This window comes from Anoxybacillus andreesenii (assembly GCF_030813005.1).
Taxonomy (GTDB): Bacteria; Bacillota; Bacilli; order Bacillales; family Cytobacillaceae; genus Robertmurraya; species Robertmurraya andreesenii.
Map to the genome: position 1 here is coordinate 14,417 of NZ_JAUSTU010000013.1, position 18,595 is coordinate 33,011.

General features: G+C 37.4%; 16 protein-coding genes and 2 pseudogenes. 9 read left to right on the top strand and 9 right to left on the bottom strand.

From position 1 onward, the window contains the following. Positions 1 to 105: 105 nt before the first annotated feature. Positions 106 to 1,317 (bottom strand): tRNA uracil 4-sulfurtransferase ThiI, encoded by a 1,212-nt coding sequence (thiI, locus tag J2S07_RS13885; protein WP_307151012.1) that lies wholly within the window; start codon positions 1,315 to 1,317, stop codon positions 106 to 108. Positions 1,318 to 1,319: 2 nt separating this feature from the next. Next, the gene (locus tag J2S07_RS13890) at positions 1,320 to 2,474 is read right to left on the bottom strand and encodes a cysteine desulfurase family protein (protein WP_307151013.1); all 1,155 of its coding nucleotides are present in this window, start codon (positions 2,472 to 2,474) and stop codon (positions 1,320 to 1,322) included. A gap of 627 nt (positions 2,475 to 3,101) precedes the next feature. On the opposite strand from J2S07_RS13890, the gene J2S07_RS13895 reads away from it, so the two are divergent. Continuing rightward, the gene (locus J2S07_RS13895) at positions 3,102 to 3,647 is read left to right on the top strand and encodes a hypothetical protein (RefSeq protein WP_307151014.1); all 546 of its coding nucleotides are present in this window, start codon (positions 3,102 to 3,104) and stop codon (positions 3,645 to 3,647) included. A 17-nt stretch (positions 3,648 to 3,664) separates the two neighbouring features. Further along, complete coding sequence (locus J2S07_RS13900) at positions 3,665 to 4,138, top strand: hypothetical protein (protein WP_307151015.1); 474 nt, start codon at positions 3,665 to 3,667, stop codon at positions 4,136 to 4,138. A gap of 322 nt (positions 4,139 to 4,460) precedes the next feature. On the opposite strand, the gene ezrA is transcribed toward J2S07_RS13900, so the two are convergent. Further along, the gene (gene ezrA, locus J2S07_RS13905; protein WP_307151016.1) at positions 4,461 to 6,155 is read right to left on the bottom strand and encodes a septation ring formation regulator EzrA; all 1,695 of its coding nucleotides are present in this window, start codon (positions 6,153 to 6,155) and stop codon (positions 4,461 to 4,463) included. A 211-nt stretch (positions 6,156 to 6,366) separates the two neighbouring features. On the opposite strand from ezrA, the gene hisJ reads away from it, so the two are divergent. Then, positions 6,367 to 7,161, top strand: coding sequence for a histidinol-phosphatase HisJ (hisJ, locus tag J2S07_RS13910; RefSeq protein WP_307151017.1), 795 nt, complete (start codon positions 6,367 to 6,369; stop codon positions 7,159 to 7,161). Between the two features lie 30 nt (positions 7,162 to 7,191). Here the strand turns inward: hisJ and refZ are convergent, their stop codons facing one another. Continuing rightward, positions 7,192 to 7,842: a forespore capture DNA-binding protein RefZ gene (gene refZ / locus J2S07_RS13915; protein WP_307151018.1), complete on the bottom strand. Its 651-nt coding sequence runs from the start codon at positions 7,840 to 7,842 to the stop codon at positions 7,192 to 7,194. Between the two features lie 167 nt (positions 7,843 to 8,009). On the opposite strand from refZ, the gene msrC reads away from it, so the two are divergent. Continuing rightward, entirely contained in the window at positions 8,010 to 8,489 is a 480-nt protein-coding gene (gene msrC, locus J2S07_RS13920) for a free L-methionine (R)-S-oxide reductase MsrC (protein ID WP_307151019.1), read from the top strand. Positions 8,490 to 8,534: 45 nt separating this feature from the next. On the opposite strand, the gene megL is transcribed toward msrC, so the two are convergent. The 3 genes from megL to J2S07_RS13935 form a co-directional block, all read right to left on the bottom strand. Then, positions 8,535 to 9,722 (bottom strand): methionine gamma-lyase, encoded by a 1,188-nt coding sequence (megL, locus tag J2S07_RS13925; RefSeq protein ID WP_307151020.1) that lies wholly within the window; start codon positions 9,720 to 9,722, stop codon positions 8,535 to 8,537. 108 nt (positions 9,723 to 9,830) lie between these two features. Further along, positions 9,831 to 11,708: a sensor domain-containing diguanylate cyclase gene (locus J2S07_RS13930; protein ID WP_307151021.1), complete on the bottom strand. Its 1,878-nt coding sequence runs from the start codon at positions 11,706 to 11,708 to the stop codon at positions 9,831 to 9,833. 89 nt (positions 11,709 to 11,797) lie between these two features. Continuing rightward, positions 11,798 to 12,385: a hypothetical protein gene (locus tag J2S07_RS13935; protein ID WP_307151022.1), complete on the bottom strand. Its 588-nt coding sequence runs from the start codon at positions 12,383 to 12,385 to the stop codon at positions 11,798 to 11,800. 313 nt (positions 12,386 to 12,698) lie between these two features. Between J2S07_RS13935 and rpsD the strand changes: the two genes are divergently transcribed. Beyond that, positions 12,699 to 13,301: a 30S ribosomal protein S4 gene (gene rpsD / locus J2S07_RS13940; protein ID WP_307151023.1), complete on the top strand. Its 603-nt coding sequence runs from the start codon at positions 12,699 to 12,701 to the stop codon at positions 13,299 to 13,301. On the opposite strand, the pseudogene J2S07_RS13945 reads toward rpsD, so the two are convergent. Beyond that, a pseudogene (locus J2S07_RS13945) lies at positions 13,298 to 13,612 on the bottom strand (DUF899 family protein). The gene rpsD and the pseudogene J2S07_RS13945 overlap by 4 nt on opposite strands. 186 nt (positions 13,613 to 13,798) lie before the next feature. On the opposite strand from J2S07_RS13945, the gene J2S07_RS13950 reads away from it, so the two are divergent. The 4 genes from J2S07_RS13950 to J2S07_RS13965 all read left to right on the top strand — a co-directional run bounded on the left by J2S07_RS13950 (position 13,799) and on the right by J2S07_RS13965 (position 18,073). After that, positions 13,799 to 14,320, top strand: a complete 522-nt coding sequence (locus tag J2S07_RS13950; RefSeq protein ID WP_307151024.1) for a helix-turn-helix domain-containing protein — start codon at positions 13,799 to 13,801, stop codon at positions 14,318 to 14,320. Position 14,321: 1 nt separating this feature from the next. Next, positions 14,322 to 14,831, top strand: a complete 510-nt coding sequence (locus tag J2S07_RS13955) for a type II toxin-antitoxin system VapC family toxin (RefSeq protein WP_307151025.1) — start codon at positions 14,322 to 14,324, stop codon at positions 14,829 to 14,831. A gap of 436 nt (positions 14,832 to 15,267) precedes the next feature. Then, the gene (locus J2S07_RS13960; protein WP_307151026.1) at positions 15,268 to 15,912 is read left to right on the top strand and encodes a helix-turn-helix domain-containing protein; all 645 of its coding nucleotides are present in this window, start codon (positions 15,268 to 15,270) and stop codon (positions 15,910 to 15,912) included. Between the two features lie 514 nt (positions 15,913 to 16,426). After that, a complete protein-coding gene (locus J2S07_RS13965; protein WP_307151027.1) occupies positions 16,427 to 18,073 on the top strand; it encodes a competence protein CoiA in 1,647 nt (548 codons plus the stop codon). 428 nt (positions 18,074 to 18,501) lie between these two features. On the opposite strand, the pseudogene J2S07_RS22030 reads toward J2S07_RS13965, so the two are convergent. Beyond that, positions 18,502 to 18,555 (bottom strand): annotated as a pseudogene (locus tag J2S07_RS22030) (hypothetical protein); the annotation flags it as partial. Between the last annotated feature and the right edge of the window lie 40 nt (positions 18,556 to 18,595).

The window sequence follows — 18,595 nt, forward strand, 5'->3', positions numbered from 1 at the left end:
TTGGGCAAATAGTCTTTGATCAATTACCGCCTTATACATGTACGTTCTCGCTAGTTTCGTACCGCATAAAACCCGTTCACGTACACGTATAAGGCTAAATAATTTTTAGAACAACTCTTCAATCTCATCTTTTTGAGTTTGATCTATAGGTCTAATCTGAATCGTTTCCGTTCCGTTAACCGCTTCAGCTATGAGCGGGTCAAAATCGATAAAACTCTCATAAAATTCAACCTTTTCCTTCTTCGGCTTCGTTTTCGGTGAAGATGGAACAAAAACCGTACAGCAGTCCTCGTAGGGTTGAATGGAAATATCATGCGTGTCTATGTCCATGGCAAGCTTAATAATATCCGTCTTATCCATCATTACTAATGGACGCAGGATCGGTGTACTCGTCACATCATTAATCGCAAACATGCTTTCAAGGGTTTGACTCGCAACCTGTCCAAGACTCTCACCCGTTACAATAGCTAATGCATTGTGCTTCTCTCGTAGAGCATCAGTAATTCGCAGCATTAATCTTCTGGTCGCAGTCATGGAATAATTCTGTGGAATCTGTTGCTGTATGGCCTGCTGTGTCGCAGTAAAAGGAACGATATGGAGCGTAAAATAGCCTCCGTTGGCCATGGCGAGCTTTTCTGCAAGGTCGATTACCTTTTGCTTGGAACGTTCACTTGTGAAAGGAGGGCTATAAAAATGGACTGCTTCAAGCTCTAAGCCCCGCTTCATGGAAAGATAGCCTGCAACTGGGCTGTCTATTCCACCAGAAAGCATCAGCATCGCCTTCCCGCTAGAACCGCTCGGCAATCCACCAGCACCTTGAATATTCTCACAGGATAAGTAAGTCGCTTCAGCACGAACCTCAATATGCAGATCAATATCAGGGTTTTTGACATCCACCTTAAGATTAGGAATATTTTTTAATAAATGGGCACCAAAAATTTGATTAATTTCATTCGTATCATAGGCAAATGTCTTATCCGACCTTCTAGTGGAGATTTTGAAGCTTTTCCCTTCTTCATATACCTGTTCAAATAGTTTAAGAGCTGCTTCCTTCATTTCCTCTAGCTCTCTACTCGTTTTTACAGCTGGACTGAAGGATTGAATCCCGAATATTCCTCTTATCCGCTCGATGATTTCTTCCCCATTCTCTCCATTTAAGACAATATACATCCTTTCCCGCCCGCCTTGAACCTTGGCATTAGGAAAGTCTTTAATGGCTCGCTGAATGCTTCGTTGTAGCTTTGTTACAAATTTATTGCGATTTCGACCCTTTGTCGAAATTTCACCGTATCGTATCAAAATTCGATCATAGTTCATCCTTATTTCATTACCTCTCTTAATTTGTTTACTGTTTCCTTGATCGCATCTACTACAAAATTCGCTTCCTCTATTGTATTCTCATGGGAAAGACTAATTCGAATGGCACTTCCCGCGATTTCCTCCGGTACCCCCATTGCAGTTAATGTGCTGCTTCCTGCTTTCTTTTTTGAGGAGCAGGCACTCGTCGTCGAGACGTAGATGTCTTTTTCCTCTAGTGCATGAACGAAGACTTCTGCCTTAAATCCTTTTACTGAGAAGTTAATAATATGGGGAGCGGAGTTAACTGCAGGTGTATGAACAACAATCTCTTCGATATCCTGAATCCCCCTGATAATTGTTTCCTTTAGTTTAAGGATTCGTGGAACCTGCTCATCCATATTTTCAAGTGTCAGCCGAAGAGCCTTTGCTAAAGCAACTGCTCCTGCCACATTTTCTGTACCACTGCGGTATTTTCTTTCCTGACTCCCTCCCGTTAATAGAGGGGAGAGCGTCACACCCTCGCGTACGTATAGAAGCCCTGTTCCCTTTAAGCCATGAAATTTATGACCGGAAAACGAGCATAAATCGACATGACTCTTTTGCAGATTCAAAGGCACCTTGCCGACCCCTTGAATATGATCGACATGAAAAAGAACTTTGGGATAGCTTGTCAGAAGAGCCCCTATTTGTTCAATCGGCTGTATTGTCCCTACTTCATTGTTCACATGCATCACAGATACGAGAATTGTTTGATCGGAAATAGCATTTGCCAGTTCTCGAACGCTCACTCTTCCCTCATCGTCAACGGGGAGAATAGTCACTTCAAATCCAAGCTCCTGTAATTGCTTATATGGTTCCTTAATCGAGGCATGCTCAACAGCGGAGGTAATAATATGATTGCCCCTATTTCGGTGCATAAGCGCAGCACCTTTTACCGCAAGATTATTGCTTTCAGTTCCACCCGAGGTGAAAATAATCTCTGATGGCTTGACCGCGAGCTGTTCTGCTATTTGCTTCCTACCTTTCGAGAGTAGCTTCTCTGCTTCCCCTCCAATCCGATGCAATGATGATGGATTTCCAAAATAATCCGTTGAGACTTTTACAAAGGAATCCACTACTTCTTTGTATGGTTTCGTTGTGGCACTATTATCGAAATAAATAAAATTAGATGTCAATTACATTCACTCACCTTAAAAACGTTGATTTAACGGTATTTATTATAGTTCAAACTGTCATAGAAAGCCATTAGCTTTTATAAAAACTAACCAAACGTCAATCATCGGCCACTTTTTGATCACTGAAAATCACTTAAGAATGAAGGAAAAGATGAAGGATGAGAGTCGAATTAGAAAGTGTAAATGAAGGGATATACACAATTGAAGTTAACGTGAATTCGGAACAAAAGAAACAAGACAATTTTCACAAGCTGGTTTAGAAGAATATTTAGAACTAGCTGACACACTTAACTATTTCCATCTCAAAAGAGAACCCGTTACTCTAAAAGGGACTTTTTTTAATTATATAACTATAATTATATTAGTTTAAGAAAATTCAAGAATAGAGTAGAATACCCAACAAAACATAGAAAATTTCAAGCTATACGGAGAAAACATAAAATTCCCTATCTTGTTATATTATTCAAGAGCAGAAAGGGGGAGATACGGAAATGAAGACAAAATAATCTTGCTAAATGTTGATCTCTTAGCATTTATTTAAGTTCGGTTGGTTGACCAAGTTTCAAATCATTCTTAAGAAAAAAAGAGTTATTTTTCAATCGTATTTAATTGAAGAGGACTGATAAAATGAAAGCTTTATTTCAAAAAAACTTAAAAATCACTATTCTTATGTTAACTTTTGCATTAGTATTCACTTTAATTCCAATGAACACAACGTTTGCAAATTCATTAGAAAACACTGAAAATCTTATAATTTCCGACAAAGTAATTACTCTTTCCAATGAAGAATATCAAGAACTTGTGGATAGTCTTGAAAATGAAAGTAATATTTCCGCAAATGTTGATAATAATTTTAGCACATTCGCTACAGACAAGCATAATATGTTAAATGATTGGACGACTTTTCTTGGACGTTCAACTTATACTCATACCAGTTCTGGGGGTATTAGACAATTTACCAATAAGGGAAATAGAACTGCTGCACAAGCGGAGTTCGGTAAGCTCGGTGGAGGAGGGGAAGTCACATCTTATGTAAGTGGAAACAATATAACTCATGTAAAGAAGACACCAGCTGGGAATGTTACTTTATATACCAGCTCTAGTACGACTGCTGGTGCACAAAGACCTACTATATCTTTTCTAAAAGATAAGGTGAGATTTCTTGGGGATTGATTTTAGGAGGTTGTTTTATGGAAAGTGAGAAGCTATTAGTTTGGGAACCTATCCATGAGGCGGATAATCAATTTAGCAGATTTAATAATGAGTTACTCTTTGTTGAAATGCACTATCAAAAAGATTTTACCCTTGTTTTTGAAGATGCGAATCACACTAAGAAATATATCTTTACATATAAACAACCAGAATCTAGGCCTAACGCAGTTATTACTTTCCGGTTGTTTGATGAGACAGCAAGACCTGATATTGAAAACCTTATTTCCAGAGTAGGAAAACAAAGAGAAGAAGATGGTTTGGATAAACTTACCTACGAACCTACTTTTTACAAGGTTTTAAATTCCAGCTTTTTGTCTTGGTATGATAATATTTTTCCCGCTAGAGTTCAACTACAGCCCATGGCTGAACATCATTTATATATCTCTTCAGACTACATTATTGATGTACTAAGTGAGCACGATCCTTTTGTTAAAGTTGATGTTCAAACATGAGATATTCTCAGTAAAAGTCCCTCCCCCTATTCGAGGCGTATTGTCAAAACTGTTATAAGAAATAGGTTATGAAAGACCTTGATAGAGGGCTTTATAAGCAAAGAAATTGCCACTCCCTGGATTCTAAGGATTATTGAGATTACGACACATTTCAACAACCTAGAATAGGAAGTGGCAATTTGTCACTTCAAATAATTAGCTATTTATTACAGAAAAAACCTTATTTGTTAGATACATTGTTTTATTTGAAAATAAATAAAACGGCTCGCTTGCGATCGCGAACCGTTTCTTATTCCGTTCCCTATTCAATGATGAATCCCTGTCACAAGACCTGTTCGTCTAAGAGGGCCTCAATTCTTTTTAATGCCCCTGGCTCTACTTCCTCGATAGAAGCCGCCGCTTGCTCCAAAGCTGACTGATAATCAAAGCCACGGAAGGATGATTCTGCTTCCTTCAAGCCTTTATCAACAGAAGGAAATCGGCTTCGGTAACGATTTCCGTATTGAATGACCTTTTCAACTAGCTTTGCCGTTTCAACTAGCTCATTCGTTGTTTCATGTGTTTTCTCCACATTTAACACAGCCACTTCAAGAACCCTTTGGACTGAAGGAATATCCAGTGGTTTTTCCTCGAGCTTCTCCTTTACATCCTGAATGCTTTCTTTTGAATCCTCCATCAAAGTGATAAGGTCCTCAGGGATGCCAGGAATATTGTTCTTTGAAACGAGCTTAATCGATTCAGCCATTTTTCTTGTAAGCTCCTGTATTTTCTCACGGGCAGCGAGCTCATCTTTTCTTAACATTTTTAGATCCTCTGAGAAGGCTAACAGCTCCGTATTCATCGCTTCAAGCTCTGTCTTAATCTCCATTAATTCTTCTTTTAAAAGAGAAAAAGCTGTTTCATCCTCTTGAATTTTAAGCTCCAATAGCTCGTATCGTTTGAGAAGTTGGTTCAACTGCTTTTCTAGCTGCAATTGTTCGTCTAATTTGCTTTCTGAAAGATGGTAGCTTTGTTTAACTGCATCCATCTCAACTTTGAGATCGCCATTTGCAGTCTGTGCCGTATGTAGCATTTCCTTCGTTCTCTCTTCATGCTCATCAATAAATTGTTTGGCAAGGACCTCTGCTTCTAGCATATCATAAAGAAGCTCAATGCCTTCCTTTATCTCTTCAATTCCCGTTTCGACTGCTTCCGTGTCAGACTGCTCTAACAACTGCTTACAATTCTGAAGCAGATTTTCAATTCTTTCCACTTCTTTGTCCAACTGGACATGCTCAAGTATGTATCCCTGCTGGGTCATTTCTCGAAAGCCGTCTTTTAACTCAGCGAGCTGGGAAGGGATATGTGATTGAATTTCTATAAGTAGATTAGGAACCAATTCCATTTTTATCTGAATGACGTCAAGCTTTTCTCTTATCGACAAAACGGTTTCTTTTGCGTACAGATAATCTCCATTACTCATGAATTCATCGAATTGCTGAAACGTCCTCATAATATCATCAAGCTCTGCTTCCAAGCTGGTCACAGCAGACCCGTAGTTATGTCGATGAGCTAGGAGGTTTTTCTTAATCACTCGGTAGCTTTCTTTTAATTCCTCAATTTCAACCTTACTAGTTTCTTCACTACCTACCAAATCTTTTATTTCATTGATTAAAGCTTGAATCGTTTCATCTGTCTCTTTTAGATGCTTTTCTATGGCTACTTGTATTTGTTTCGCCTTTTTGAATCGGTATTTATCAATACACTCTTCCGCATCAAAAAGAAACTCCTCCACATCAGGAAGCCCTGTGGTGACAATCTCGTCCCAGTCTTTTCTCCATTTTTCGAAAAGCTCTTCCGTTTGTCCTGTCATATTGAGCTTTTTGACCTTCGCCAGTTCTTCCAAAACAGGACGATTCATAACTTCTATTTTCCAGGCTTCAAGCCGATCAATATCCTTATAATACTTCTTTTTGAAAAAATAACCAGTTATATATAAAATTAAAATTAAAATAAGGGCAGCGATTATAAACTCCATTTTAAAGCCTCCTGTCAAGCTCCGTTTGCTAGGCCACCAACGTTTTCAAGTGTTCATTTCAATGTTACTATGATAACATGTAAACGACAATTTTTGACTATTAATTTCAAATTTTTTGTAGGAAATGGGCGTTTTCGAAAGATTGTTCGTCCATTATCTCGAAAAATGGGGTCTTAGTTCATATTTTTAGATGATTTAGGAGGTCATTAAGATGCTGAAGGACGGCCATATTCATACTCCATTTTGTCCTCATGGGACAAAAGACGGGTTTGAGGAATACATAGAAAGAGCGATTGAGCTAGGCTTCAGAGAAATCTCCTTTACTGAGCATGCCCCCCTTCCCAAGGGATTTGAGGACACCACTCCGAAAAAGGACTCCGGGATGAAATTAGAGCAGCTAGAGGAGTATTTCGCTAAGATTGATCAACTGAAAGATAGATTTAGTGATCGATTGGTCATTAATTGTGGATTTGAGGTTGATTATATAGAAGGGTTTGAGGAAGAGATCACATCCTTCCTTAATCAATATGGAAGCAGATTAGATGACGCCATTCTCTCGGTACATTTTTTAAAGCATGGGCATTCCTATGATTGTCTTGATTACAGCCCTGAAGCCTTCGAGCAAATGGTTAAAAAGTACGGAACCGTTGAAGACATATATCAGAATTATTATCGGACCTTACTTAAATCGATCCAGACTGATTTAGGTCCTTATAAACCAAAGCGAATTGGCCATATAACTTTAGTAAGGAAGTTTCAAAAAAGGTTTCCTGTCCAATCCGATTTTCGAAATGTAATTATGACCGTGCTACAGGCGATTAAAAACCAAGGGTATGAGATGGACTATAATGGGGCCGGAACCGCAAAGCCCTTATGCAGAGAAACCTATCCGCCAAAATGGGTTGCGGAAGAAGCGAGTAATCTACAAATCCCTCTTGTCTATGGGTCTGATGCCCACCAAGTAAAGGAACTAAAGCAGGGTCATGACGCGCTGCTAATCAAATAAACCAAACGGGAAATTGGCCGTTTGGTTTATTTACGTAATAACCATTGGGAGCAACTCGCTCCTCTTGTTACAAAGTACCCCCTCCATCCAGAAGCATAACTCCTTGTAATATCTCTTTACGAAATAGGATTCATTCGGAAAAACCTGCAATACTTCAGTTAGATAAAAGGGATTTAAGAATGGCATTGTCAGCAAACTCTTATATTGGATAATCAAATAATTGACGGAAAATGAGTGGAATTCTTTCGTGAGGATTCCCTCCTCCATCACCTTTTTAAAATAATATCTTTCTTTCACCAAATACGTAGACATAATCTCCCTAACCATTTGGGAGTCTAACGATATTTCCCTTAAGACTAGCCTTGTTAATTGAATATTTCGAGACTGGAATTGTAGGATATTTTCCGTTATTTGCTTTAAGCGATGAAGGGCACTTTCTTTGGATTCATTATACCCTATTTCAATTTGCTTCAGGTATTCCTCAAAATAAGTTGTAAAACAAGTTTCAAGAAGGCCGTGCTTGCTTCCAAAGTAATAAGAGATATTAGAAACATTCGTATTCGCTTTCTTGGCGACATCTCTTATCGATGTCCCCGCAAAGCCATTTGTATTGAATAGTGAAATGGCTGCATCCATGATCGCTTCTTTCGTATTTTTAACCATCACTGCACCTTCTTTCATTTACTTATTTACTCCCTCATCCCTAATAACCGATAATTCCCTTCCTTAATATTAAAATTCTTGGCTTCTTCATCTTTTCCTCTATAAAAAACTTGACAAAGTATCCTATTTTTCAACGATTTTTGATACAATAAAATGATAATCTTAGAAAAGTAAGGTGATTTAGGGTGTTTAAAGTCGAAAACTATGACGGAAATCGTCAGGCTCAATATAATCTTCTCCGCAAGCAGCTCGTTTCTCTTCTAGAAGGAGAAAGAAACCAAATCGCTAATCTAAGTAATGCCTCTGCTCTGTTAAATCAATTCTTTGATCGAGTGAATTGGGTGGGTTTTTATTTGACAGAAGGAGATGAACTCGTGCTCGGTCCATTTCAAGGCTTGCCAGCCTGTGTAAGAATTCCTTTTGGCAGAGGCGTGTGCGGGACAAGTGCGAAAGAGAGAAAGTCTGTTCTTGTTGCAGATGTCCACCAATTCCCTGGACACATCGCTTGTGATGCTGCTTCCCAATCAGAAATCGTCGTGCCGATTATAAAGGATGGCCAAGTTTTAGGTGTCTTGGATATCGATTCACCTGAAAAGAACCGCTTTGATGAGATTGACCAAGAGAATCTTGAGGAATTCGTACGGATACTAGTGAAGTTTTTATAACTCTAAAAGGGGGAGCACGGTGCTCCCCCTTTTGCTGGTTCTTGATCAAATTCCATTCAAGGCTGATGCCAAGTCATCCCTGATGTCCTCCCATGCTTCAAGACCAACCGAGAGCCTTAATAAATGATCCTCAATCCCCATTTTCTTTCTTTCATTTTCTGGAACGACGGCATGGGTCATGGTTGCTGGGTGCTGGATTAGTGTTTCAGCGTCTCCAAGACTCACCGCAATTTTAATCAATTCCAAGCGATTCATAAATCGTTGGGCATCTTCCTTACTTCCTTTAATCGTAAAAGATATCAGTCCACCAGGTTGAGTCATTTGTTTTTCCATAATCGGATAGTCTTCATGATTCGGGTCACCGGGATAATAAATTTTTTCTATCTTTGGATGCTCAGATAAAAACTCGGCTAGTTTCGAAGCATTGGAACAATGACGATCAAGCCTTACTGCAAGAGTCTTTAATCCCCGTAATAATAGCCATGCATCGAAAGGAGAAATAATACCGCCTATATCCTTTTGCGTCGTCATTCGCACTTCATCTATAAATGCTCGCTTTCCTACGATAATGCCCGCAATGACATCTCCATGCCCGCCTATATATTTCGTTGCACTATGAATGACAATATCTGCTCCAATGGGGATGGGCTTCTGTAGATACGGGGAGCAAAACGTATTATCGACGACCACCTGTATCCCCTTTTCCTTTGCGACACTGCAAACTAACTCCAAATCGACCAATTTCATCGTGGGATTAATCGGTGTTTCTACATAAATACAAACGGTTTCAGGTCGAATCGCTTTTTCAATCTCATCCCTTGTAGACATAGGAGAAAAATCATGTGTAATCCCATATTTTTCTTTCATCATTTGTAATAAGCCAAATGTGCAACCATATATCCCTTGTGAGCATACGATATGATCACCCGTTTTTGTTAAGGATACCAAGACGGCAGATACCGCAGCCATGCCAGAACCAAATGCCAATGCAGCTTCCCCATCCTCCAATGCAGCCATCCTTTCCTCTAGCACCTTCACAGTGGGATTTCCGAGGCGGGAATAAATAAATCCTTCCTCCTCCCCGGAAAATCTCTTTTCTCCACGTTCTGCAGTTGCAAAGGTAAAGGTCGAAGTTTGGAAAATAGGTGGATTTAAGCTGTCTTGAAATTGATTAGAATCATAGCCTTTGTGAATAACTTCTGTTTCGAATTGGTAGCTTTTATTTTTCCCCATGATAACCTCCTGTGTGAAATCGCTTACATCCATTTTCATATTTAGCATATGATAAATACTTACAAATGGAAAGGAAAAAATAAATAAGCACCCTGCCGAAGCGAGTGCTTATTCATTAATATCTATATTCTCTTGAACGACGACTTTATTTTTTCCTGTTTCTTTTGCAATATAGAGAGCATTATCAGCTCGTTTGAACAGTTTGGTGAAGGTATCGTTTGAATATTCCTTGCGCCAAAAAGAAACACCACAGGAAATCGTTACACTTGGATTGGTTTGCTCTCTAACTTTTTTCACTAATCTTTCTGCAATAATCAAAGCTACATCGGATTGGATTTTTGGCAAATAAATGGCCAGTTCCTCTCCTCCCCAGCGGGCGGCCACATCCGTATCGCGAATGTTATCCATCAGAATGGAAGCTACCTGAACCAGAACTTCATCTCCAACCTGGTGTCCATACGTATCATTGATTTTCTTGAAATCATCAATATCAATTAAAATATAGGCGCCATAGGCGTCCTCTTTCATCGATTGATGGATTTTTTCATTTAAATAATTACGGGAATGTAATTTCGTTAGCTGATCCGTGATCACCAATCTCTCCAATTCTTCCCTTAGCATCGAGTTCGTAAAGGCTAATGTCGAGTGATGAATAAGAGCCTGCAAGAGCTTGAACGTCTCAAAGGTAAACCGATATGGATTATGATGCAACACGACCACAAAGCCAATAATTAGACCTGTTTGAACCATTGGCACAGCCATCAAGGAACGGAACCTTATTGGTTCACAATCAATCGTTAAGTCTCCGATAAAGATCGAATCCCGTTCTCGCTTTATTCTCTCTACAATAAAATGAAGATAATGCTCAGATTCATCGGCAAAAAAGAATTCCGTACTTCCTTTTATCACCTTTAATTGTTCAAAGTCTTCAGATACGAGAACAAACCCGATTTCCTCTGCACCAAAGGACTCCTTAATTTGTCCAGCCATAAAATTGATCGATTCAGTCAGCCTTAGATTGGAGTTTAAACGATGAGAGGTTTCATTAATCAATTGCAGATCTGTAATCAATCTTCTCGATTGTTGGTATAATTGAGCATTTTCCAAAGCGGAGCCAGCTGTATTGGCCAGAAGAGTGATAAACTCTACTTCATTTTTTGGAAAGGTCATCGTATTAGGAGCAATGACCTGAAGTACTCCATAGACCCCTTGCTTGCCCTTAAGCGGTGCATATAGAATTGAACGCTTCTCTAAAAGGGAATCCTCAAGCTGAATCGTTCCTGTTACGTACGCCTGCATCGCCGTAATGTTCTCGCTATCATACTCCAAGTCCTTGATAGGGAGGTCACCATGGCTATTATTATCCTGAGAAAGCATCAAATAATAGGTAAAGGATGGATATACTTCCTTTAACGTGTAAATAATCTCTCCTAAAACCGCATCCATGTCCATGGAGGAGTGAAACTTTTCGGTGACTCGGAATAGCTGCTTGTACCTCTTTTCCTCAAAAACAACATTACATATCACCTGTGCTTTATGAAGAAAATTGGAGCACTCCTTCGCAACCTCCACAATTAAATCATCGGGACAAGGACAATCCGTTATCCCTTTAATGGCAAGATATCCATGGAATTGTTCTCCCCTTCTTAATTGTAAGACTAAATCATAATTCTCTAACCCCGCTAAAGAAATGGGCTTGTGTAAAACACATACTTTTGAAAAAATACTTCTAATTTCTTCGCATAAAATAGGACTAATTTCAATATCAAATTTCAATTTTTCGTTTGTGGAGGCCTCCACAAACCATTCATGCTTCCATTCATTGCAGTTAAATAATGTAACTTCATCAGCTCGAATAAAGCCCTTCACGATAAAAAGCATTTCCTGAAGAAACTGTTCATAGCTTAACAAGCCACTATCCGTATCTATTAAATCAAAAAAACGGCTTTTTAGATTTATGATTAATTGTTTTTCTAGCACTTTCATTCCTACCATCACCTACATCACGTCTTTACCAACGGATCAACAAATATTATTATAAAGTAATTATTTGGATATTCTTGTTAAACTTTTGTCTATTTCGTATCAATTGTCGAAATCTTCACTCCATGATTCGTCAAAATCAACCATAGTCTCTGATCGATAGATAAAGGTAAAACTTGTCGAACGATTTCATTGACTTCTACCTTCACCCTTTCCCCATCCCCTAGAACTATCCATTTTCCATCCTCAGTCTGTACCTCGGTATAGGGAATTGGCTTTGTTGAACTTTTATATTCAAGGCTTCTCTTCTTCGGCTGTAAATCTTGATCAAAATAATGCCATTTGCCTGATATTTTTACCCAGACCCCTTCGTCCCGATCCTTTTCCAAATCGGTGACTGCCTGCTTAATTTCCACGGCATGAAGTGTCTTGAATCGATAATCATGATTCCTTTCAATCTCATATTGTGCTAGAATATGTTTTGGCTCCCGAAAATCGTACATGATCACAACCGGGTTATCCTTTTCCAAGCTTCCTTCTATCACGATCACTAAAGGTACAGGATCATCTCGTTTTGCTTGATCGATTCCATTATATTTATAAAAAAGGGCTCCTATCGTAATACTAACAAACACCGCGACTAAGAAATATCGCAGCCTCTTTTCTCTTTTGGTTTCCATACATAACCACTCATTTTTCATACTTCATTTTTTAATTATATCATATGTTCCAAATAGACTTCACTAATATTTTTGAATCCACCCTTGACTTTTAACAAGAATTGTAGTTATAATATTCTTTGTGTAAAATATCGCAGCCTATGAGAACACCTTTATGTCTTCATTTTGTTCCTCAAGAGAGTCTTTCCTCTCTGACGGGGTATTGCGTAACCCGCTGCTGCAGGGCGAAGATACATGAAAACAAAATGTGCATAATCGCTGTTGTCGTCTGTTTTTATTTTACCAAAATAAAAACACAAGGAGGAGTCAATCAATGGCTCGTTATACAGGTCCAAGCTGGAAATTATCTCGCCGTCTAGGTATTTCCCTAAGCGGTACAGGTAAAGAATTAGAGAAGCGTCCTTACGCTCCTGGACAACATGGTCCAAACCAACGCAAGAAATTATCAGAATACGGTTTACAATTACAAGAGAAGCAAAAGCTTCGTCATATGTATGGTGTAAATGAGCGCCAATTCCGTAACCTATTCGACAAAGCTGGCAAAATGGCTGGCGTACACGGTGAAAACTTCATGATTCTTCTTGAATCTCGCCTTGACAACCTTGTTTACCGTCTTGGCTTAGCTCGTACTCGTCGTCAAGCTCGTCAGCTAGTTAACCATGGTCACATCCTTGTTGATGGCAAGCGTGTAGATATTCCTTCATACCGCGTAGCACCTGGTCAAACAATCGGTGTTCGTGAAAAATCACGCAACCTTGACATCATCAAAGAAGCAATCGAAGTAAACAACTTCGTACCTGACTATTTAACATTTGATGCAGACAAACTAGAAGGTACATTCACTCGCCTTCCAGAACGTTCTGAGCTTCCTGCAGAAGTTAACGAAGCGTTTATCGTTGAGTTCTACTCTCGTTAATAAAATCGCTTCTTAAAGAGCGATAACGAAAACCCTAGAAACGTTGATTTATCAATGGTTCTAGGGTTTTTTATTTTTTGTGTCATGTAGTTGTATTCAATCGGAACGACGGATTCGTCGAGCGTTGCATGAAAGTCATAGTTAAAGTCGCTATCGAAGGACGAGTACCAAGGAATGTTCCACCCCATTCGTTCCTTTTAGCTTTGGAGCTTGGGAAGTGGAGCACGAGATATCAGTGCCAGTGACGTGTTGCGTGCATGCAGGTGGGCGAGATGATGACCAATATTGTCCGCAGCGAGCGAACAAGCCATTCCTCTCGTGAAACAACATTTGGTAGTTGTAAATTTCAATTTCAAAACATTCTATCGGTTTTAGGATGTTTTTCTTTTTTATTCAATTAGCCACTAGTGGGATCTACAAAAACATTTCGTAAGTTTCGCATATTTTAATTTCGCGAAACATAGGGTATACTAGGGGGTGAAGAGGTGAGAATAATTATGTACGAAATTCAAACAGAAGAATTGGAAAAAATGAAGCGAAATTTACAATTGTCTCCTCCAATGGAAATGTATATTACAGCCATTGAAAATTTATTGGTAGCTGAAAAGGTCTTAAAAACAACAAATATCGATAGTGATTTAGCTTATGCGAATCAAAATGCAAAAGGGTTCGCAACGCTGGTTAAACAAATCGTTCAGAAAAGAGATAATATAGCAATTATCCCAAGTGAAGAAAAGGTCCTCGATACGTTTGAATTAGCTGATTACTGTGGTGTATCTGCGCAAACAATTCGTAAAAAGTGCGAATCTGGCGAGATTAAAGCAAAAAGAGGGAAGAGAAATCAATGGATTATCCCAGAGAGTGAGTTATCCAACCCAATCATTTTAAAGTGGTTAGAAGACAAAGAAACTCGATTTACGAGTATAAAAGAAGCACAGGATGTTTTAAGCAAAAGCAAAGCTTTTATTGACGGTTTAAAAGAAGAGGAAAAAGCCAGAAAAGCAGAGGCAGAAGAATAAAGTGGCAAGATACTTAATTGATACAAATGTTATTCGGTTATATGTAGATAGACAGCCTGAAGTCGAATCGTTCATTGAAAGCTCCCTTGCTAAAAATGATACATTTTTCATTCCTGAAACCGTCAAATATGAAATTTTGAGTCAATTTGTAGAGATGAAAAAACATGAAGTCGTAGCTGCAAGGAAACTAATCGCAGCTTTTCAACCAATTGAAGTTGAATTGAGTGATTTTAAAAGAGCACATCTATATAGAAGACAAGGTAGAAAGATCAGAAAATATCATAACGGATGGAAAAAACCCCAAACTCCAGCACTTCCAGGATTAGCTGATTCCTTTATAGCAGTAACAGCAATCAATGAAAAAATCGATCTTGTAACGAATAATCTAAAGGATTTCCACCTATTGCGTTTTTTTGGAAGAACAATTATTGAACCCATTACACGGGAGCGTTATGGACCAATAGATTTCAAAAATAAAAATACCATTCCTAATGAATATCCAAAATCTTAAGCAACTATCTCATTAAATTGGGATAGTTGTTTTGTATTAATGCAACTCATTCGACATTAAGAGACATAGTCATTAAGACTTGATTGGTGCTGGGCTACTAAAAACAATGCAAATTAAAGAACCTCCCAATGTTCGGAGACTCTTTTCAGAGTTTTTTTGCATAAAATCAGGCTAGTATCCTAGTGTTATGTTTTCAATCTCATTAATCAATCTTTCAACTTCTTTTATTCCCAGAGCTGTTATTTCGCATGAATCTTTTTGAAACTCAATAAAACGAGATGCATGTAAGCTCTTTAATACCTTTGCAAGAAAAAGTTTCTTTACTCGTTTTTCTACTGTTACTTTGACTTTTCTAACATAATAATAGCTCGTACTTTTAGGTTGTACAAGACTTACGCAGGGTATATAATTCACCCAAATGGAGGTATTATATATCATGAATGACTTATTAAAAGAAAAGGCAACGTACTGGAAAATCAGATTAAAAAAGTGTATGGATGCAGCAAGATATACTCAAGCATCCTTTGCTGAAGCCTTAAACAATAAATATGGAACTAGTTATGGCCAAAAAGATGTTAGTAGATGGATGAATACAGGAGCCAAAATTAAAAATGGAGAAGTCGGCTTTCCAAAATACGATACTATGCTTCTAATTGCAGATTTCTTTAGTGTAGATGTTGGCTATCTCACTGGTGAAACTGATGAGATTTCATTTTCAGTGGAGAAGGCCTGTTCTTATATGGGTTTGAATGGCGAAGCGATAAAAGCCATAAGAGAAATCACACAACCTGAAAATGAAGCAACTTACATGAGGAAAGATATGAGAGAATCATTTAACAAGTTTCTTTCAGCAGAGGGCTTTCATAATTTTTTTGATAGGCTACATGATCTTCAACTTACATCTATATTACCAAATCAAGAGAATCACGTCTTGGACAACCTTGATAGTGCTATTGACTACATCCGTGGTTTAGAGTACAAAGGGAAAATTGCACGATATGAATTGAATGAAGCTCTAGTACTACTAGTTAATGAATTATATCCTAACCCACCACAAGTAGATTTGAATATAAAAGAATGAATAATATAACTTATATCAGATTATTCAAGGGTTTCCACCACAACAAAACACCAAGATAGCGGCTCTAGGATAGACTATGCTGGCATTTAATGAAAATCATATTGAACGTTGCCTTTTGTGTTTTTTGTTATACACAATCAAAAATTCAATTAATAAGGGCATAAACCCTTTATATTCTATGCCCTTTATAGCTTGGCTTATTTAACTTCTACCCGTTTATTTAAGTGAAATTCTTCACAAAAAAACTTAAAAATAGAGGTTGTTTATTACGCATTATGAGACAACTACGTAATATAAGGGTTAATCCAAATATGGCCCTTTAACCGAATAACCATTTAATTACTTTACAATACTTTTTTATCCTATTTCATGTTCAATCGTAGCAATTTTTATTATACTAAGAGTATACAATTGGGAATATGTGTAATATTTTATTGGCCGATGAAATCAAAAAGAGTTGTATTTTGTTAAACTATAAAATAGGTACTTTTCATAGTTAAATGGGGTGAAAAGAATGTTTGTAGCAGTCGACCAAAATGGGGAGAAGCAATTCGCATTTGATGAGGATAAGAATGCATTACGATATTTGTCAGCTGCAAAAATACTCTATTGTCCCAACTGTCAGAAGAAAGTTTTCTTTCGCGGAGGACCAAAACGCATTCATCACTTTTATCACGAACCTCATGTTGAATGTAGTTTCGTTGGGGAGCCTGAGACACAGGAACATCTTGGTGGTAAATTAGCAATTTATAATTGGTTGAGAAAACAATATCCAAATACCTTTATAGCTTTAGAATACCGAATTACAAAAACGAATCAAATAGCTGATGTCTATGTGGATTTTGGCAATGGCAAAAGATTTGCATTTGAAGTGCAGTGTGCCGAACTAACAGCAGAAACTTGGCTAGAGCGACGTAAACTATACCGAATTGCTGGAATAAGAGATATATGGCTTTTTGGAACTATTAACTATTACAAAGAGATAAATAGTAATGAAATTGGTGAAGGAGAGCTTCTTCTTCGATTAAAGTACTTGCAGCAAACAGTTAATGAAAAAGAACGTAACGTGTACTTTATTGATGTGAAAAATAATCTGGTAAAGCAAATTGGTCAATTTTTCGGTTTGTCTTATTGGACAGAAACAAGAGCAGTTGTAAAAACACAAGAAATTTCTATAGACGAAATGAAAATTTTTCAAGTACCAACTCCTTGTAAATATGTCTTAGGAGATCAAAGCTCCCTCGCAAGGCTTCATGAATATTTTTCAAACCGGAGGAAAAAAGCAGCAGAAATTTGGGAACAACGGAAAAAGGAAAATCATTTAAGATTACAGAGAATACAGCAAAAACAACAACGGATAAAGAAATTTGAAAAATATAAACGGTATTTGAATAACTTTAGTATACAAGTGGTGTTGCAGCGTATGTCACATAGAGAACAAATTCTTTTTAAACGTTTAGTGAAAGAATACAATCTATCCGATACAAGTTTTCCGGGAATATTTAACATTCAAATGGAAGATTATGAATATATACATACGCCTTATCCTTTATGGCAGTTACTCGTATTCCATAAAGCAATTAGACACAACTATAGTAAAAAACAATTAATCTATTCAAAGTATTTATTTCAAGATATAAAAGATCAGATCCGGTACAATTCTAGGGACAGTAAAGAAGTCGCTACGATAATTCATAGCTATCTAGTTCTATTAGAAAAGTGTGGATTTTTAGATAAAAGAACACTCTATCGCAAGTATATTCATCCATTTACAATTGAAAACAATGTGTTACCAATTGTCGATGATAAAGAACTTAACTCATTTGTGGCTTTGTATTTTTCAGAATTTAATTTACTAGAGATTGGTTGGGCTGAATATTACGATACTCAAGTATTTATCGAGGTTGAGGAACAAAAAAAATTAAAAAAGGCAGTGAATCGTTATCAACATCTCGTTATCAATCGAATGGAGTCCCCTCTTCACATTGAAGAAGGTTTAATTGAATGGTTTCAGAAGGCAGTATTGAGTCAATCTATTCAATTAGAAAAAAATGAGGAAGAATTTTTGAACGATTTAGTGAATCTAGTTCAAGAAGGTAATTTTATCTCACAAGCAATATATGATACGTTTTTTGCGTTAATAGAAGGGAAATTTAATTAAGGAAATTTAAGTTAAAGAGTCAAAGAAAATTTAAAAGACCGAGTATATAAGTCTGTACATAGATTTTCTCCAGTTACGAATACTCACTATGTAATATTTAACAGTCGAATGCCGTATCTAATGGTATCTATTATTAGATACCACACTATTTTCACCTATAAAAGCGACATATTTTTGGTGCGTATCATACTATTAGAGACGAATAGTGGTAACCATGAAATTTATTCATCCCACTAAGGTTATATCAGTTTTGCTAAAGTAAATTTCAATAGATACGATTAAGTGACCCTTATAATAGTAACCAATGTCAGTTTCTAAAATAGATTACTCTCTTAAAAAACTTTTTTGCGACACTTTGTAATCATATTCATAAACTGAGTAACTAAAATCAATAAAATTATTTGGTTTCAATTTTTCTTCCTTATGATTTATCCCAAGCCAAATCGTTGATAATCTGTTCCTCCATCAATAAAAATGCTACCGCAAGAACATTTCTTAAAATCATGCGCAAATTTGAATGAA

Excerpts from the sequence above, each read along its gene's own strand:
- J2S07_RS13960 (WP_307151026.1), top strand. The coding sequence starts at position 15,268 with ATGAATGACTTATTAAAAGAAAAGGCAACGTACTGGAAAATCAGATTA.
- J2S07_RS13930 (WP_307151021.1), bottom strand. The coding sequence starts at position 11,708 with ATGAAAGTGCTAGAAAAACAATTAATCATAAATCTAAAAAGCCGTTTT.
- J2S07_RS13965 (WP_307151027.1), top strand. The coding sequence starts at position 16,427 with ATGTTTGTAGCAGTCGACCAAAATGGGGAGAAGCAATTCGCATTTGAT.
- hisJ (WP_307151017.1), top strand. The coding sequence starts at position 6,367 with ATGCTGAAGGACGGCCATATTCATACTCCATTTTGTCCTCATGGGACA.
- J2S07_RS13900 (WP_307151015.1), top strand. The coding sequence starts at position 3,665 with ATGGAAAGTGAGAAGCTATTAGTTTGGGAACCTATCCATGAGGCGGAT.
- J2S07_RS13950 (WP_307151024.1), top strand. The coding sequence starts at position 13,799 with ATGTACGAAATTCAAACAGAAGAATTGGAAAAAATGAAGCGAAATTTA.
- thiI (WP_307151012.1), bottom strand. The coding sequence starts at position 1,317 with ATGAACTATGATCGAATTTTGATACGATACGGTGAAATTTCGACAAAG.
- ezrA (WP_307151016.1), bottom strand. The coding sequence starts at position 6,155 with ATGGAGTTTATAATCGCTGCCCTTATTTTAATTTTAATTTTATATATA.
- J2S07_RS13895 (WP_307151014.1), top strand. The coding sequence starts at position 3,102 with ATGAAAGCTTTATTTCAAAAAAACTTAAAAATCACTATTCTTATGTTA.
- megL (WP_307151020.1), bottom strand. The coding sequence starts at position 9,722 with ATGGGGAAAAATAAAAGCTACCAATTCGAAACAGAAGTTATTCACAAA.
- refZ (WP_307151018.1), bottom strand. The coding sequence starts at position 7,842 with ATGAAAGAAGGTGCAGTGATGGTTAAAAATACGAAAGAAGCGATCATG.
- rpsD (WP_307151023.1), top strand. The coding sequence starts at position 12,699 with ATGGCTCGTTATACAGGTCCAAGCTGGAAATTATCTCGCCGTCTAGGT.
- J2S07_RS13935 (WP_307151022.1), bottom strand. The coding sequence starts at position 12,385 with ATGGAAACCAAAAGAGAAAAGAGGCTGCGATATTTCTTAGTCGCGGTG.